The sequence below is a fragment of the Streptomyces sp. NPDC094034 genome (assembly GCF_040303865.1).
GTDB lineage: Bacteria > Actinomycetota > Actinomycetes > Streptomycetales > Streptomycetaceae > Streptomyces.
Genome location: NZ_JBEOUD010000001.1, coordinates 222,004 through 236,991, shown reverse-complemented (window position 1 = coordinate 236,991; position 14,988 = coordinate 222,004). Strand labels below are relative to the sequence as shown.

Genomic DNA, 14,988 nt, shown 5'->3' with positions numbered 1-14,988 from the left:
CCTCGACCGACCGCCGCCGAGCGGGCAAAGCCCCCCACGGCCTTCGCCACGCCTATTCGGTCGTCCAGGTTTCATGCCCGACGAGGTACAGCTTTTCGCTTCGCGCGCGCCACCGCGAAGCGTTTCAACTGTGGCCGAAACACCGTGGTAACAGCCCGTGATGGCCTGCATACTCAGTGCTGGGGGCTGCTGGGGAGATTGTGGCTGCAACAAGTGGAGATTTGATGCTGCGTATTCATTTCACCGGGAAGGACCTCGGCGGGGTACGGATGGCCGCCGGGCCCGACCCGCTGTGGGAAACGATTCTCAGCTTTCATCGAATAAGAGACCGACGTGGCCCGCTCGCCTACGGGGAATGGCGCAGGGAAACGCGAACCCGGTTGAACGGTGAAACAAGTCTGCTCTCCGCGCTCGTTCCACAGCGCGGCTATTTCCCGGATTTCCTGACGCCGGCTCAGGGACGGCTCGGCTTTGACGCGGGCCTGGAGGCGGGCCTTGAGGCGCTGCGCGCCACGCCACGCGAGAGAATCCGCGCCGAACTCGCCCTGCTCGTCCTGGAGCGGTCCCGCGGGACCGGGCGGGGCCAGGAGAAGGACCGGGGCAGGGCCAAGGACAGGGGCCGGGCCAGGGACCGGGCCCGGGGTTCGGACCCGGCCGGGGACGAGGACAAGAACCGGGACAGGGACAGGGACAAGAACCGGGACAAGAACCGGGACAGGGACAAGGACCGGGACAGGGATCCGGGCCACGGGCACGGCCGGGACCCGGGCGGCCTGCTGGCCTCGCTCGCCGACGGCTGCTCCGACTGCCCCGGCCGGCTCGTCGACGCGCTGCGTACCTACCACCGGGCCGCCGTCGAGCCGTACTGGCCCCATATCCGGGCCAGGGTCGAGGCGGACCGGGCGCTGCGCGGCCGGGCGCTGCTCGACGGCGGCGCGGACGAACTGCTCTCCACGCTGCCGCCGATGCTGCGCTGGCGCTCCCCGGTGCTGGAGGCCGACTACCCGTTCGACCGCGAACTGCGGCTGGACGGGCGGGGACTGCTGCTCCAGCCGTCGTTCTTCTGCCGCTCCACGCCGGTCGTCCACCGCGACCCCGCGCTGCCGCCCGTCCTGGTCTATCCCGTCACGCATTCCGACGCGCCCGCCGTCACGGAGCGTGGCGGACCCACGCTCGGCCGGCTCGTCGGGCATACGCGTTCGGCCGTTCTTCGCGCCATCGAGCACGGCTCGACCACGAGCGAGCTGGCTCGCAGAACCGGCGTGTCCCTCGCCTCTGCGAGCCAGCACGCCTGCGTCCTGCGCGAGGCGGGGCTCGTCGTCACCCTGCGGCACGGCAACGCCGTGCTGCACACCCTCACCCCGCTGGGCGCCGCCCTGCTGCGGGGCCGCGGCCAGGCGGAAGGGCTCTACGCCCGGAACGGCCCGGTGACCTCGTAGGTGATACCGCCCGACGAACTCCCGCTGGTACCGCGCTGGCTGGAGAAGTAGAGCCGCTTGCCGTCGGGGGAGAAGGCCGGTCCGGTGATCTCGGAGCCGGACTGGCCGCCGATCCGCAGGAACGGCGCGACGACATCGTCAGGGGTGATCACACAGATCTCCATGTTCCCGCCGTCCTCGGCGACGAAGAGATCGCCGGAGGAGGAGCCGGTGACATTGTCGACACCGGTCAGCGGCGCCGTACCGGAGACGAGCGAGTCGTCATAGGCCAGCTCGATGGTCCCCGCGGCCACGTTGTACTGCCAGACGCGGTTGTCGCCCTTGGTGGTGAACCAGCAGGTGTCGTCGGCGTAGTAGCAGCCCTCGCCGCCGTTGAAGTGCTTCGCGCCGGAGACCTGGTGACGGGTGGCCGTCGAGGCGCCGCTCGGGTCGGGGACCGCCGCCCAGCCCACCGGGCCGCTCGTGCCCGTACCGCCGGTCAGGACTTCGAGGCGGCCCGCCGACAGATCGCCCCATGTGGTGGGCGTGAAGCGGTAGAAGCAGCCGTCGGTGGTGTCCTCGGTGAGATAGATCGTCCGGCGGACGGGGTCCGCGGCGGCGGCCTCGTGCTTGAAGCGGCCGATCGCGTCACGCCGCACCGGCGCCTTCACGCCCCACGGGTCGGTCTCGTAGACATAGCCGCGGTCCACCTCCTCGCAGGAGAGCCAGGTGTTCCACGGCGTCTTGCCGCCCGCGCAGTTCTGCCGGGTGCCGGAGAGGATCCGGTACGCGGCGGTGATCGCGCCCGTCGAGGAGAAGCGGACCGCGCTCGCGCCGCCCGACGGGTCGATCTCCGAGTTGGAGACATAGATCCAGCCGGTGCCGTCGGCGTAGCAGGCGCCGCCGTCCGGGGCGTTGTGCCAGCTGTACGACGTGCCGGGGACCTGCTGGCCCGACCGGGCGATGACCCGGCTGGTGAATCCGGCGGGGAGCCGGATGTTGTTGGCGTCCGCTGCCCCGAGTGCTCCGTAGGGGCCCGCGCCCGGCTGGGCGGGTGCGGCGTAGGCGGCGCCGCGCCACAGGGTGCCGCCGAAAGCCGCGGCCGACGTGCCGATGACCGCTCCGCGCAGGAAACTGCGACGTTCCACTGGTCGCTCCATGGTGGTGTCGTGACCGCCCCGCGGTGCCGGCCGACGCCACGGGGTCGCGCGTCGCAGAAGCCTAGGGGATGTCCATGGCCGCCGTCTGAACGAGCGGTGAGGAGTCGTCATCCCCGCCGGTCGCCCGGGGCCGGGAGGGTGGACACGCGGGATGCCCCGGGGTGTTCGGGCAGCGGGTTCCCGGCCGGGGGGCCGCTTGAGGGGGTGGCGTCGGGGGCGTTCCGCTCCGACGGCGGCTCGACGGATCGCGTGGCCGGGGGCTCGGGGCTGGGAGTGACGAGGTCGGGCGCCTTCGTCGGGGCCTGTGGGGGCGGGGCCGAGGAGCCGCGCACGGGCGGTGGGGCGAGGGGGGCCGTCGGGGACGCGGGCGACCCCGGTGCGGCCAGGCGGAGCGGAACGACGATGAGGGCGGCGACCACGCATGCCACGCCGACCCTGGACGCGGTGCGCAGCAGCCGGCGGCGGGCCGCGGCGCGGCGGATCGCCTCGTATCGGCCGACGGGCGGGCCGAGGGTGTCGGAGGAGGACCGCAGGATCACCGCGAGGGGGTCATCGGGCTCGAACTCCGGGCCGTCGTCAAAGCGTGTGGTCAAGGCTTCTCCTCAGGTGGGCGCGGAGCAGTTCGCGGGCCGCGTGGAGGTCGGCCTTGACGGTTCCTTCCTTGCGCCCGGTCAGTTCGGACACCTCCCGGATCGGCATGTCGGCGTAGTAGTGCAGCAGGACCGCGACACGCAGTCGTTCCGGCAGTGACCGCACGAGAAGCCGTACCGACGGGTCCTCGTGTTCGGGGTGCGGGCGTACGGCGGCCTCGGTGGCGGCGCGGTGCATGGCTTTCCGCTCGCGCTCCAGTTTGCGCCAGTGGTCCCGGACGAGGTTGGCCGCGGTGACATAGAGGAAGCCGCGGGGCTCCTCCACGGATGTCCAGCGGGCCCAGAGCCTGGTGAACGCCTCGGAGGCGATCTCGTGGGCCGTCCCGTCGTCGTCGACGAGACGTCGGCACCAGCCCGCGAGGCGCGGGTAGAGGGCGCCGAACAGTTCGGACGCTGCCTTCTCACGGGACCGTTTCAACGTTCTCCAGGGTCGTGACGTATGCGTGGGGAAGGATCCCGGTCCGTTGGCATACGGTTCCAACGGACCGGGATCCGGGTGGCGGGTCAGGGTCTTTCCGAGCTCAGTGCCGCGAAGACGATCACGTTGTCGAGGTACTCGTCACCGGCACGGGGGCCGCCGCATGTGATGAGCCGCAGCTCCGGACCGCTCACGTCCCCGTAGACGTCCTCCGTCGGGAAGTCCGCCTTGGCGACCGTCCGTACGGCGCCGACCGCGAACGGCGCCTCCGTGCCGTTCCTCAGACGCGCCACGATCCGGTCGCCCCGGCGCAGCCGCGCGAGGTGACGGAAGACCCCGTCCCCATAGGAGCCGACCGTGACATGGCCGAGGATCACCGACGGGCCGGTCTGACCCGGCGTGGGCGAGTGCCGGTACCAGCCCGCCCGGTCGTGCGCCGTGATCGGTGGCACCTGCACACTGCCGTCCGGCGCCAGTCCCAGCTCCATGACCGGGGTGTCGACCCCGATGGCCGGGATCCGCAACGCGACCGGGACCGAACGCCCGAGGGCGTGCGCGGCCGTCGCGGGGGACCCGGAGGAATGTGACGGCGGTGGCGCGCTGCCGGGGCGGGCCGTGGTGCCCCTGCCCGCCTCGGGGCCACCGCAGTTCACCAGCAGCGAGGCCGTCGCCACGCCGATGAACGCGCGCCTGGAGGGCGAGGTCATGCCCCGGTCGTCCTCCGGCGGCGCAGGACGAAGACCGCCGCGCCGCCCGCGACGAGCGCCGCGGCGGCGCCCCCGCCGATCAGCCCGGCGTCGGATCCGGACCGCGTCGACACGAGCGCCACACCGGTGTCGGGCGCTCCGCTCGGTACGACGGACACCTGGTCCCGGGCCGGGACCTCGGCCGGTCCGGCGTCCTTTGCCGGAGCCTCGGCCGGCTTGGCGTACGTTGTCGGAGCCTCGGCCGGCTCTCCGACCGGGGCCGGGGCCGTGGTGGCCGGGCGGGACGCCTGGGGAGAGGGCGTCTCGTCGGCGAACGCGGGCACGGTGCTCGCCAGCACGGCGGTGCACGCAAGTGCCGTGGCGCTCAGGATGATGCGGCGCATAACTCGCTCTCTTTCGTCGGTCCGCCCGAGGGGCTCGGCGGACTGAGTGACGGATCGAGCGGAGAGACGAGGCAGCGGCGCAACGGGTTGTAAAGAGAAGGCAAAGGACGTCGGAGTGCCCTGGCGCTGTTCGTGATCGACGGGAGGGGGCTCAGGCGGGCGCGGGGGGCCGTACGCGCGTCGAGTACGCGCGGACCGCGGCCTCGTCGTCGTCCAGGCAGCGGCCCGTGATCAGGTCGAAGCGCTGCTTGAGCAGCGGCGAGGCGACAAAGGGCCGTCCCTCGTGCGTACCGGTCAGCCCGCGCGACAGGACCTGCGCGCCGGAGAACGGATCGCGGTTGCCGATCGCGTACGGGCGGCCCGCCCGGTCCAGGAAGACCGCCGCCTGACGTCCGTCCGGGAGCAGCGCGGCCACTCCGCGCCCGGGGATGAGCGCGGACACGTCGCAGACCGCGAACCATCCGTCGTCCAGGAGCAGTTCGAGCGTCGCGGGGCAGGGCGCGGGCGCGCTTGTCGGGCGATTCATCCGGCGTTCGCCTCTTCCCGGGTCGTCAGGGTGAGGAAGGTCAGGTCCGGCTTGACCTGATCGCGTTCCGGTACGAACCTCACGGACGGATCAGGGGCGTCCGGCGCGTTGACGAACGAGACGAAGCGGCTCAGCCGCTCCGGGTCATTGATCGTCTCCGCCCACTCGTCGCGATAGCCGGCCACATGCGCCGCCATCAGCCGTTCGAGCTCCGCGCAGAGTCCGAGCGAGTCATGGACCACCACGTCCCGCACATGGTCGAGCCCGCCCTCGATGCGCTCCAGCCAGGCGGCGGTCCGCTCCAGCCGCTCGGCGGTACGGATGTAGAACATCAGGAACCGGTCGATCAGCCGTACCAGTTCCGCGTCCGACAGATCCCGCGCGAGCAGGTCCGCGTGGCGCGGATCGGCGCCGCCGTTGCCGCCCACGTACAGGTTCCAGCCGTTCGCCGTGGCGATCACCCCGAAGTCCTTGCCGCGCGCCTCCGCGCACTCCCGCGCGCACCCCGACACCGCGGACTTCAGCTTGTGCGGCGCGCGCAGGCCCCGGTAGCGCAGCTCCAGATCGATGGCCATCCTGACCGAGTCCTGGACGCCGTAGCGGCACCAGGTCCGCCCCACACAGGACTTGACCGTACGCAGCGACTTTCCATACGCGTGCCCCGACTCGAAGCCCGCGTCCACGAGCCGTGTCCAGATCAGCGGGAGCTGGTCCACCCGGGCGCCGAACAGATCGATCCGCTGGCCGCCCGTGATCTTGGTGTAGAGACCGAAGTCCCGGGCCACCTCGCCGATCACGATCAGTTTCTCCGGGGTGATCTCACCACCGGGGACGCGCGGCACGATCGAGTACGAGCCATTGCGCTGGATGTTCGCGAGGAAATGGTCGTTGGTGTCCTGGAGGGCCGCCTGTTCGCCGTCCAGGACATAGCCGCTGACGCCCAGCGCGGGCGCGAGCGAGGCGATGACGGAGGCCACGGCGGGCTTGCAGATCTCACAGCCGTCACCGCCGCGCGCCGGCTCCCGGCCGTGCGAGTCGAGCAGCGTGGCATACGAGGTGACGCGCAGGGTGCGGACGATCTCGTACAACTCGGCACGGGTGTACGGGAAACAGCCGCACAGCCCCTGGTCGCCCCGAGCGGTGGGGAGAAGGTGGCCGATCACCTTGACGCAACTGCCGCAGCCCGTGCCCGCCTTGGTGCGTGCGCGCACCTCGGGCAGCGTGGCGCACGCGGCGATCGCCCCCTTGGAGACGTTGTGGCAGCTACAGATCACGGCGTCGTCCGGGAGCGCGTCGGGGCCGAGCGCGGCCGGCGCCCCCGCGTCCGCGGGCAGCACCAGCCGCTCGGCGGGGACGGGCGGTACCGAGCCGGTCAGGGGCCGCAACGTGCCGTAGGCGTCGGCGTCGCCCACGAGCACACCGCCGAGCAGGGTGCCGTCCGGATCCACCACCAGCTTCTTGTAGACCCCGGCAGGGGAGTTCGCGTAGACGACGTCCAGGCAACCCGGTGTGGCGCCGTGCGCGTCACCGAACGACGCGACGTCCACCCCCAGCAGTTTGAGCTTGGCCGACTGATCGGCGCCCGTGAAGCCCGGCCCCCGCTCCCCGGCGAGGACCGCGGCGACCGTGGTGGCCATCTCGTATCCGGGCGCCACCAGCCCGTACACCCGGCCGTCGGCCGTCCGCGCGCACTCACCGATCGCGAAGACGGCGGGGTCGGAGGTACGGCACCACTCGTCGACCACGATCCCGCCGCGCTCGCCGACCGCGAGCCCGGCGTCCCGGGCCGGGCCGTCCTGGGGCCTGATCCCCGCGGAGAAGACGACGAGGTCGGTGGCGAGGACCGAACCGTCCGACAGCGCCATCCCGTTGACGGCCCCCTCGGCGTCCGTCGTCACCTCGTGCGTGCCGACGCCCGTGTGGACCGTCAGCCCCATGGACTCGATCGTCCGCAGCAGGGCCGCGCCACCGCCCTCGTCGATCTGAACAGGCATCAGACGGGGCGCGAACTCCACGATGTGCGTGTCGAGCCCGAGCCCCTTCAGCGCGCCCGCCGCCTCCAGCCCCAGCAGCCCGCCGCCGACGACCGCGCCGGTGCCGGCCGTCTTCGCGTATGCCTCGATCGCGAGCAGGTCCTCGACGGTGCGGTAGACGAAGCAGCCGGTCGCGTCCCTGCCGGGCACCGGCGGTACGAAGGGGTACGAGCCGGTGGCCAGGACCAGCGTGTCGTAACCGACGGTGTGCCCGGCCCGCGAGGTGACCGTGCGGGCCGCGCGGTCGATGGCCTCGACGGGGTCGCCGAGACGCAGCTCGACGCCGTGGCGCGCCAGGAAGTCCGGTTCCAGGAGCGTGAGTTCATCGGGGGTACGGCCCGAGAAGTACGAGGTCAGCCGCACCCGGTCATAGGCGGGCCTGGGCTCCTCGGCGAGTACCACCACCCGCGCCCGTGCGGTCACGCCCCGCTCGGCGAGAGCCTCCAGGAACCGCTGGCCGACCATGCCGTGGCCGACGACCACGATCGTGGGGGTGGACATGTCGGGAACCTCCGCCGGGGGCCGGCATCGCTGGGTCATGCCCAGGAGCCTGCGCGGCGGCTGTTACCCGGCCGGATCGCCGCGATTTCACCGACGGAACGCTGCGCTCAGCGCGGCGGCGCGCGGGGTGTGAGGGCGGGCGCGCGGGCCTGTCGGGGGGAGCGGGCGCGGTGCGGGGTGGGTGCGGGTGCGGGTGCGGGTGCGGGTGCGGGTGCGCGTGCGGTGGTGCGGGCGTGGTGGTGCGGGTGCGCGTGCGGCGCGGCCGGAGGATCGGCTGCCTCACACTCTCCCAGGATCCATGGACGGTGCGCGGCCCCGTCCATAGGGTCGTGATCATGCCGGACGTCTCGCTGACCATGCTCGTTGTGCTCTGCCTCGCCGCCGCGGCGGCCGGCTGGATCGATGCCGTGGTGGGCGGGGGCGGGCTGCTGCTCCTGCCCGCGATGCTCCTCGGGCTGCCGCACGTACCCGCCGCGCACATCCTCGGCACCAACAAGGCGGTCGCCATCGTCGGCACCACAGGCGCGGCGGCGACCTATCTGCGCAAGGCGCCGGTCGACGTGAGGACGGCCGTACGGATCGGGCTCGCGGCCCTGGCGGGCTCGATGGGCGGTGCCTTCTTCGCGGCCGGGATCAGCAGCGAGGTGCTCAGGCCGGTGATCATGGTGGTGCTGCTCGGCGTTGCGGCCTTCGTCCTGCTGCGGCCGTCCTTCGGCGGGACGCCGGCGGACGGCCCGGTCACCCGGGCGCGTACGGTCACCGCGATCGTGCTGGTCGGCGGCGGGATCGGGTTCTACGACGGGCTGTTCGGACCCGGTACAGGAACGTTTCTCGTACTCGCGCTCACCGCCGTACTCCACCTCGATCTGGTGACGGCCTCCGCCAACGCGAAGATCGTGAACGTCTGCACCAACGGTGGCGCGCTCGCGATGTTCGCCTACCAGGGCACCGTGCTGTGGCGACTGGCCGCGCTGATGGCGGTGTTCAATCTCGCGGGCGGGATGATCGGTGCGCGGATGGCCCTGCGGAAGGGGAGCGAGTTCGTGCGCGGGGTGCTGCTGGTCGTGGTGTTCTCGCTGGTCGCGAAGCTCGCGTTCGACCAGTGGAACGCGTGAGCGCGCGGGTGGTGGCGCTGGCGTGGCCGGGGCCGGGGCCGGGCGTGGCGCGGGTGGTGGCGTGGCCGGGGCCGGGCGTGGCGTGTGGGTGGGAGGGCCACTGTCCTGGTGCTATCTGGTGCCGGTGAGATGGGAGTACACCACCACATTGCCCTGGTAGCCGCCCTTCTTGGCGAAGCCGCCGCCGCAGGTGATCACCCGTAGCTCCGCCCGGTCCGTGGCCCCGTACACCTTGCGGTCGGGGAACTCGGCGTTGTCGTAGACCTCAAGCGCGTCGACCGTGAAGACGGCGGTACTGCCGTCCGCCCGGGTCACCTCGATCTGATGGCCCTTCTTGAGCGTGCCCAACTCGTAGAAGACGGCGGGTCCTTGCGCGTTGTCGACATGACCGGCCAGGATCGCGGTGCCCATGGCCCCCGGGGTGGCGCCGTCCTTGTACCAGCCCGTGATGTTGCGGATGCCGGAGGGCGGTACGTCGAGACTGCCGTCGCGCCCCAGCCCCAGCCCGAGGACCTGCGCGTCCACCTTGATCTCGGGGATGCTCAGCCGCACCGGGGCCGACGACCGCATCGGAGCATGGGTGATGTCGCTGTGGCTGCCGGGACCCGCGGCGAAGGCCTCCGCGGCGGTCGGCATGGGCGGGGTCTCGGGCTCGGAGCCGTTCTGGACGAGCCAGATCCCGACCAGGACGGGAATGGCTATCAGCCAGCCCGAACCGCCGCCCCTGGCCCGGCCACCGGCTCCGCAGGCACACATGCCCCTGCCGCCGCCTCCTCCGCATATGGCGCCGCACCCGGCCCCGTACATGCCTCTGCCTCTGCGCCTGGCCCTGGCGGTCATCAGTCCTGTTCTCCTGTTTTCCCGTCGGTCGTGCGGATGGCTGCTGATCCTGTGTGGGGAGGGGTTCCGGTGCTGTGTGTGGGCGGGGAGCCGGAGAGGTTCCCCGCCCCCGTCAGCGATGAGCGTGACGGGGACGGGGACGCGGGGCGGGACCGGGACGGTGGAGGCCGGCCCGTCAGCTTGCCCGCGTGCCGCTCGCCCGGCGACGCAGGAGCCAGGTCCCGCCGACGGCGGCTGCGGCCAGCATGGCCACGCCCGCCGCGATCTGGGTGGTGTCGGGGGCGACGCTGCCGCCGACCCCCGTTCTCACATGGCCGGTCGGCCCGCCGTGCTCCACGAAGAGCTCGCCGCGGGCCTCTCTGCCGTTGTCACAGCGCACGCGGATGCTGTGCGTTCCCGTCCTGGCGTGGCGCGCCACCCGGAACTCTCCGGCCACCGCCTCCCTGGGGGTGGCGCGGCGTTCCAGCCTGAACTGCCCGGCGCCGACGGACTCGGCGAAGCCCCGGCCGCTGCCCTCGCGTCCGCAGGCCGTGGTCCTGGCGACCACGGTGGTGCCTGGGCGCACATGCCTGGGGGACAGCTCCAGCCGGGCCGGCTTCGGACGGTCCCGCCCGGTGTCCCAGTTGCCGGCGGGTCCTTCGTTGCCGACCGGCCCTGTGTCTCCGGCGGACCCTGCGTTGCCGGCGGACCCTGTGTTGCCGGCGGACCCTGTGTCGCCGGTGGGTCCTTCGCCGCCGATGGGCCCTGCGGTGCCGGCGGGCCCTTCGTTCCAGCTGCCCTCCCGGCCGGTGTCCCGGCCGCTGTCCCAGCCACCGTCACGGTCCCCGGCGACGGCCGCCGTAGTGCCCGCGACGGTCAGGGCTATCGCGGCGGCTGCCAGAGCGGTTCCGGTGTGCAGTCGGACAATGGTGGGCATGGTGGCATCCTCCGAGGCCGGCAACGAGCGGTACGCGTCACCTCCGAGATAAGGCGCCCGGGAGCGCGCACGCCTGCTGATGGGCGATCAGATTCGTCGGTCGGAAGGTGCCCGCCGGGCTCGTGTGCCGGTGTCGTCGCAGGTCACGGCGGAGCGGCCGCGGTCCGTCGGCGCGGCGGTCCATGCCGCGCCGAACGGGTGACCACGGGCGGTGTGCCGCGTGCCGGAAGCCGTCCCGTCCCTCAGATACGGTCCCACTCCACCGCGTCGTACAGCTCGATCACCCGCCGCACCAGCGCCGCGTCTCCGGGGAAGGCCGTGTCGTCGATCCGGCTCACCGGGGCGATCCCGCGCGAGTTGGTGACCAGGGCCGCCCGGTACCGGGGCAGGTCCGCCAGGGTGACCTCACGGCGTACCGAGGGGAGACCGGCGGCCGGGAGACGGCGCTCCAGCAGCGCCATGGTGATGCCCGTCAGAACCGGCGCGTCCGGCCAGACCACCGAATCTCCGTCCCAGAAGGCGATATTGGCGATCGCCGCCTCGGCCACCACCCCGCGCTCGCCGGTCAGCAGCGCGTCGTCGAAGCCCGCCTTCCTGGCCACCCGCCCGTAGTGCGTCTGGGCGAAGCCGCCCAGATGCTTGACGTGCGCGACCGGGCGCAGATACGGGACGGACATCAGGCTCTGCGCCCGCTCGTCCGGGACCGCGGGCGGCCGTACTGTCACCATCAGACTGACCTCCCCCGCCCCCTCGGGCCGGTGCACATACACCCGCCCCGAGGCGTCCCGTACGTCACCGAGCGCGTGCCGGAGCAGGGCGCGTACCCGCTCGCCGTCCAGGTCCGTGCCGAACAGCTCCCGGGTGGAGGCGTCCAGCCGGGCGAGATGGAGGTCCAGCCCGCGTACCCGGCCGTCCCTGATCTGCATGGCGGTGAAGTGCCCGTATGTGTCGAGCGCGCGGAGCCGCAGGTCGGCCTCGGTGGCGGGGCGGCCGTCGACCTCTATCAGGAGCTGTGGTGCGCTGGAGGTAGTTGTCATGGACCTCACCGTATGCCTGGCAGACCGTCGGGCGGAGCCGCGGTAATCATCACTGTCAGTCCTCTATGAGCCGGCGCGGCCCGGGCCCGTGCGAGGCCAGTTCGTCGCAGGGGTTGGAGAGCACGCAACGGTCCAGCGACAGACAGCCGCAGCCGATGCAGTCCGTGAGGTTGTCCCGCAGCCGTCGCAGCGTACGGATGCGCCGGTCGAGGTCGTCGCGCCAGCACTCGGAGATCCGGGCCCAGTCCTCCTTGGTGGGCGTACGGTCCTCCGGCAGCAGCGTCAGGACGTCCCGGATCGTGGCGAGCGGTATGCCGAGGCGTTGCGAGGTACGGATGAAGGCGACCCGGCGGAGCGTGTCCCGGCTGTAGCGGCGCTGGTTCCCGGTCGTACGGCGGCTGCTGATCAGCCCTTCGCGTTCGTAGAAGCGCAGCGCGGAGGGGGCGACCCCGCTGCGTTCGGCCAGTTCACCGACGGTGGCTTCCTTGGCGTCCCAGGCGAGATGCGTCATGCGGGCCAGCGTAGCTTGACCTGAACCAAGGTTGAAGTATCAGGCTCTTCCCCATGGACCTCACCACGCGGGAATCCGCGATCACCGCTGTGCCCGGACACGCCGGGAACGAGGGCAAGCTGCGGCTCGCCGTCATCCTGGGCAGCAACCGCGAGGGCCGCTTCGGCCCCGTCGTCTCCAACTGGTTCCTCGCCCGCGCCGCCGAGCGCGAGGACTTCACCACCACCTTCATCGATCTCGCCGACACGGACCTGTCGGCCCCCCTCTCCCCGCGCCCAGGACCCGCCGTACGGGCCGAACTCGACAAGGTCACCCCGGCGCTGGCCGACGCCGACGCCTTCGTCGTCCTCACCCCCGAGTACAACCACTCCTTCCCCGCCGCCATCAAGGCGCTGATCGACTGGCACTTCGTGGAATGGCAGGCCAAGCCCGTCGGCTTCGTCTCGTACGGCGGGATGTCGGGCGGGCTGCGCGCCGTCGAGCAACTGCGCCAGGTCTTCGCCGAGATGCACGCCGTCACCGTCCGGGACTCGGTCTCCTTCCACAACGCGCATGCGCACTTCGACGCCGAGGGCCGGCACCGGGACCCCGCCGCCTGCGACGCCGCGGCGCGGACGATGCTCGACCGGCTCGCCTGGTGGGGGCTGGCACTGCGCGAGGCCAAGTCCCACCGCCCGTACGCCGGTTGACGAACCGCCCCATCCGTACGCGCCCCGACGGCCACGACACGCGAGCTTGCTGATCCGAGCCTGCTGATCGCGCACCGGCTCTCCGCGATCCGGGGACCCGGACCTGATCCTGGTGAGGGAGAACGGCGTGACCGTCGAACAGGGCACGCACGACGAGCTGCCGACGGCGACGAGCTGTCGATGGCGACGAGCTGTCGGCGGCGACGAGCTGTCGGCGGCGGGCGCGTACGCGCGGCTGTACGCCTCGCGGTTCGCGGACCTCGCGGTGTAAGGTCCCCCGGCCCGCCACCGAACATCCGGAACCCGAAGGAGTCCGCTCGTGCCACTCGCCGACTGCCTGACCGTGCTGACCACGACCGACAGCGCCGACAAGGCGAAGGACCTGGCCTGGGGCGTGATCGAGGCCCGGCTCGCCGCCTGTGCGCAGATCTCCGCGCCGGTCACCTCCGTGTACCGCTGGCGGAGCGCGATCGAGACCAGCGAGGAGTGGCAGATCCTCTTCAAGACCACCGCTGCCCGTTATGACGCGCTGGAGGCGCATCTGAAGGAGGCCCACGACTACGAGACGCCGGAGATCATCGCCACGCCGGTGGTGCGGGGGAGCGCGGAGTATCTGACGTGGATCGCCGAGGAGACCGTCGCACCATGAGGGCCGAGGGCGAGCTTCCGTTCTTCGTCTACGGCACGCTGCGGCCGGGCGAGCGGAATCACGACCTCTGCCTGCGCGGACGCGTGGCCGAAGAGGAACCGGCCAGGCTGGCGGGAGCGCTGCTGTACGACGGCCCCGGCTACCCGTACGCGGTCGAGGTCCCTGACATCACCGCCCCTGACACGACCGCCCCCGGCACGACTGCCTCTGGTACGACTGTCCCTGGTACGACGGTCCCTGACGCGGTCGCCTCCGGCATCGTCGTCGGCGAGCTGGTCACGGCGAAGCCGGGAAAATACTACGAACTGGTCACCGACCTGGACGAGTTGGAGGGGTACGAGGCCCCCGACGATCCGCGCAACCTGTATGTACGCGTGGTCCGCGACGTCCTGCGGTCCGACGGCACCCCGGTCAGCGCATGGGTGTACTTCGCCGCGCCGCGCGTCGCCCACGGGCTACGGGCACGCGGGCGGCTGATCGCGGGCGGCGACTGGCTCGCCCACCTGCGCGGGCGCTGACCGGACACGGACGGTGGGCATCGCGGCGGGTGCCAGGGAGGGTGAGCGGATGTCAGCGAGCGTCAGCGGCTGGGGTGTTGGCGGCTCGCGCCAGCGAGTGGGGGTGAACGGGTGGGGTGAGTGGTGTCAGCGGGTGCCTCCGCCGCCCGCCGCCAGCGCCTCGGCCACCCCCGTCTCGGCCGGCCCGAGGAACATGGGATTCGGCTGGAGCACCGCCTCCGCCGCCGCCTTCCCGGAGGCGAACACCTCCCGTATCCCGCCGTAGTACCAGGTCGCGTCATGCGGCTCCGTGACCCCGACCCCGTACGACTCGACGCCCGCCGCCCCGCAGAGCGCCACCGCGCGCCGGACATGGAACCCCTGTGTCACCAGCACCGCCCGGTCGACCCCGAATATCTTCTTCGCCCGTACACAGGAGTCCCAGGTGTCGAACCCCGCGTAGTCGCTGACGATCCGGTCGTCCGGCACTCCGCGCTCGACCAGATAGGTCCGCATCGCGCTCGGCTCGTCGTACTCCTCCCGGCTGTTGTCGCCGGTCACCAGTACGACCTTCACCTTCCCCGCGCCGTACAGCTCCGCCGCCGCGTCGAGGCGGTGCGCGAGATACGGCGTCGGCCGGCCGGACCACAGCCCGGCGCCGAAGACCACGGCGACGTCCCGGGCCGGGACCTCGGCGACCGTACGGATCCGGCTGTCCGCGACCGCGTGCATCCAAGTCGCGGGCGCCAGCGCGAGCGCGCACCCCAGCATGACGGCCTGTACAAGGTGTCTCCGACGGCGTCGAGTGAGCCGAAAACGCGGGCGCCGGGCCTCGTCCGGCTGTTGCGGCTGACGTTTCGGCCCTAGCACGCGCGGTCGCGACACCCGCAGGCGTGACGCGCGCAGGCGTGACAGCCTCGGCAGTGGCATGGTCCCCC

General features: G+C 72.1%; 18 protein-coding genes. 6 read left to right on the top strand and 12 right to left on the bottom strand.

Features of this window, described 5'->3' with window-relative positions; all coding sequences use genetic code 11:
• Window positions 1-380: 380 nt before the first annotated feature.
• Window positions 381-1,439, top strand: coding sequence for an ArsR/SmtB family transcription factor (locus ABTZ59_RS01055; protein WP_503001823.1), 1,059 nt, complete (start codon window positions 381-383; stop codon window positions 1,437-1,439).
• On the opposite strand, the gene ABTZ59_RS01050 is transcribed toward ABTZ59_RS01055, so the two are convergent.
• The 7 genes from ABTZ59_RS01050 to nirB form a co-directional block, all read right to left on the bottom strand.
• Window positions 1,409-2,566, bottom strand: a complete 1,158-nt coding sequence (locus ABTZ59_RS01050) for an alkaline phosphatase PhoX (protein WP_351387627.1) — start codon at window positions 2,564-2,566, stop codon at window positions 1,409-1,411. The two genes, ABTZ59_RS01055 and ABTZ59_RS01050, sit on opposite strands and share 31 nt — an antisense overlap.
• A 119-nt stretch (window positions 2,567-2,685) precedes the next feature.
• Window positions 2,686-3,171, bottom strand: a complete 486-nt coding sequence (locus ABTZ59_RS01045; protein WP_351387624.1) for a hypothetical protein — start codon at window positions 3,169-3,171, stop codon at window positions 2,686-2,688.
• On the bottom strand, window positions 3,155-3,646 hold the full coding sequence (locus ABTZ59_RS01040; RefSeq protein WP_351387622.1) for an RNA polymerase sigma factor: 492 nt from the start codon (window positions 3,644-3,646) through the stop codon (window positions 3,155-3,157). Before ABTZ59_RS01040 ends, ABTZ59_RS01045 begins: the two co-directional genes overlap by 17 nt.
• Before the next feature lie 86 nt (window positions 3,647-3,732).
• Window positions 3,733-4,353, bottom strand: coding sequence for a class F sortase (locus tag ABTZ59_RS01035; protein ID WP_351387618.1), 621 nt, complete (start codon window positions 4,351-4,353; stop codon window positions 3,733-3,735).
• Entirely contained in the window at window positions 4,350-4,736 is a 387-nt protein-coding gene (locus ABTZ59_RS01030) for a sortase-dependent protein (protein WP_351387612.1), read from the bottom strand. Before ABTZ59_RS01030 ends, ABTZ59_RS01035 begins: the two co-directional genes overlap by 4 nt.
• A 151-nt stretch (window positions 4,737-4,887) precedes the next feature.
• Window positions 4,888-5,262, bottom strand: coding sequence for a nitrite reductase small subunit NirD (gene nirD, locus ABTZ59_RS01025; protein ID WP_351387610.1), 375 nt, complete (start codon window positions 5,260-5,262; stop codon window positions 4,888-4,890).
• Complete coding sequence (gene nirB, locus ABTZ59_RS01020) at window positions 5,259-7,796, bottom strand: nitrite reductase large subunit NirB (RefSeq protein ID WP_351387607.1); 2,538 nt, start codon at window positions 7,794-7,796, stop codon at window positions 5,259-5,261. The genes nirD and nirB overlap by 4 nt, the downstream gene beginning before the upstream one ends.
• Window positions 7,797-8,131: 335 nt before the next feature.
• Between nirB and ABTZ59_RS01015 the strand changes: the two genes are divergently transcribed.
• Window positions 8,132-8,911 carry a sulfite exporter TauE/SafE family protein gene (locus ABTZ59_RS01015; RefSeq protein WP_351387603.1) on the top strand — a complete coding sequence of 260 codons (780 nt, stop codon included), beginning with the start codon at window positions 8,132-8,134 and terminating at the stop codon, window positions 8,909-8,911.
• Window positions 8,912-9,022: 111 nt separating this feature from the next.
• Here the strand turns inward: ABTZ59_RS01015 and ABTZ59_RS01010 are convergent, their stop codons facing one another.
• From ABTZ59_RS01010 to soxR, 4 genes are all read right to left on the bottom strand, one after another.
• A complete protein-coding gene (locus ABTZ59_RS01010) occupies window positions 9,023-9,667 on the bottom strand; it encodes a class F sortase (protein ID WP_351387598.1) in 645 nt (214 codons plus the stop codon).
• Window positions 9,668-9,926: 259 nt separating this feature from the next.
• On the bottom strand, window positions 9,927-10,667 hold the full coding sequence (locus tag ABTZ59_RS01005; RefSeq protein WP_351387595.1) for a GVDTG sorting domain-containing protein: 741 nt from the start codon (window positions 10,665-10,667) through the stop codon (window positions 9,927-9,929).
• Window positions 10,668-10,909: 242 nt separating this feature from the next.
• Window positions 10,910-11,704 carry an aminotransferase class IV family protein gene (locus ABTZ59_RS01000; RefSeq protein WP_351387592.1) on the bottom strand — a complete coding sequence of 265 codons (795 nt, stop codon included), beginning with the start codon at window positions 11,702-11,704 and terminating at the stop codon, window positions 10,910-10,912.
• Between the two features lie 55 nt (window positions 11,705-11,759).
• Entirely contained in the window at window positions 11,760-12,215 is a 456-nt protein-coding gene (soxR, locus tag ABTZ59_RS00995) for a redox-sensitive transcriptional activator SoxR (RefSeq protein WP_351387588.1), read from the bottom strand.
• A gap of 53 nt (window positions 12,216-12,268) precedes the next feature.
• Here soxR and ABTZ59_RS00990 point away from each other — a divergent pair, with 53 nt between their 5' ends.
• The 4 genes from ABTZ59_RS00990 (at window position 12,269) to ABTZ59_RS00975 (ending at window position 14,071) form a co-directional block, all read left to right on the top strand.
• Window positions 12,269-12,904, top strand: coding sequence for an NADPH-dependent FMN reductase (locus ABTZ59_RS00990; protein ID WP_351387582.1), 636 nt, complete (start codon window positions 12,269-12,271; stop codon window positions 12,902-12,904).
• Between the two features lie 127 nt (window positions 12,905-13,031).
• Window positions 13,032-13,175: a hypothetical protein gene (locus ABTZ59_RS00985; RefSeq protein WP_503001694.1), complete on the top strand. Its 144-nt coding sequence runs from the start codon at window positions 13,032-13,034 to the stop codon at window positions 13,173-13,175.
• Between the two features lie 48 nt (window positions 13,176-13,223).
• Window positions 13,224-13,553: a divalent-cation tolerance protein CutA gene (gene cutA / locus ABTZ59_RS00980; RefSeq protein WP_351387577.1), complete on the top strand. Its 330-nt coding sequence runs from the start codon at window positions 13,224-13,226 to the stop codon at window positions 13,551-13,553.
• Window positions 13,550-14,071 (top strand): gamma-glutamylcyclotransferase family protein, encoded by a 522-nt coding sequence (locus tag ABTZ59_RS00975; protein WP_351387574.1) that lies wholly within the window; start codon window positions 13,550-13,552, stop codon window positions 14,069-14,071. The genes cutA and ABTZ59_RS00975 overlap by 4 nt, the downstream gene beginning before the upstream one ends.
• A gap of 126 nt (window positions 14,072-14,197) precedes the next feature.
• Here ABTZ59_RS00975 and ABTZ59_RS00970 read toward each other — a convergent pair whose 3' ends face one another.
• Window positions 14,198-14,980, bottom strand: coding sequence for a SanA/YdcF family protein (locus ABTZ59_RS00970; RefSeq protein WP_503001692.1), 783 nt, complete (start codon window positions 14,978-14,980; stop codon window positions 14,198-14,200).
• Between the last annotated feature and the right edge of the window lie 8 nt (window positions 14,981-14,988).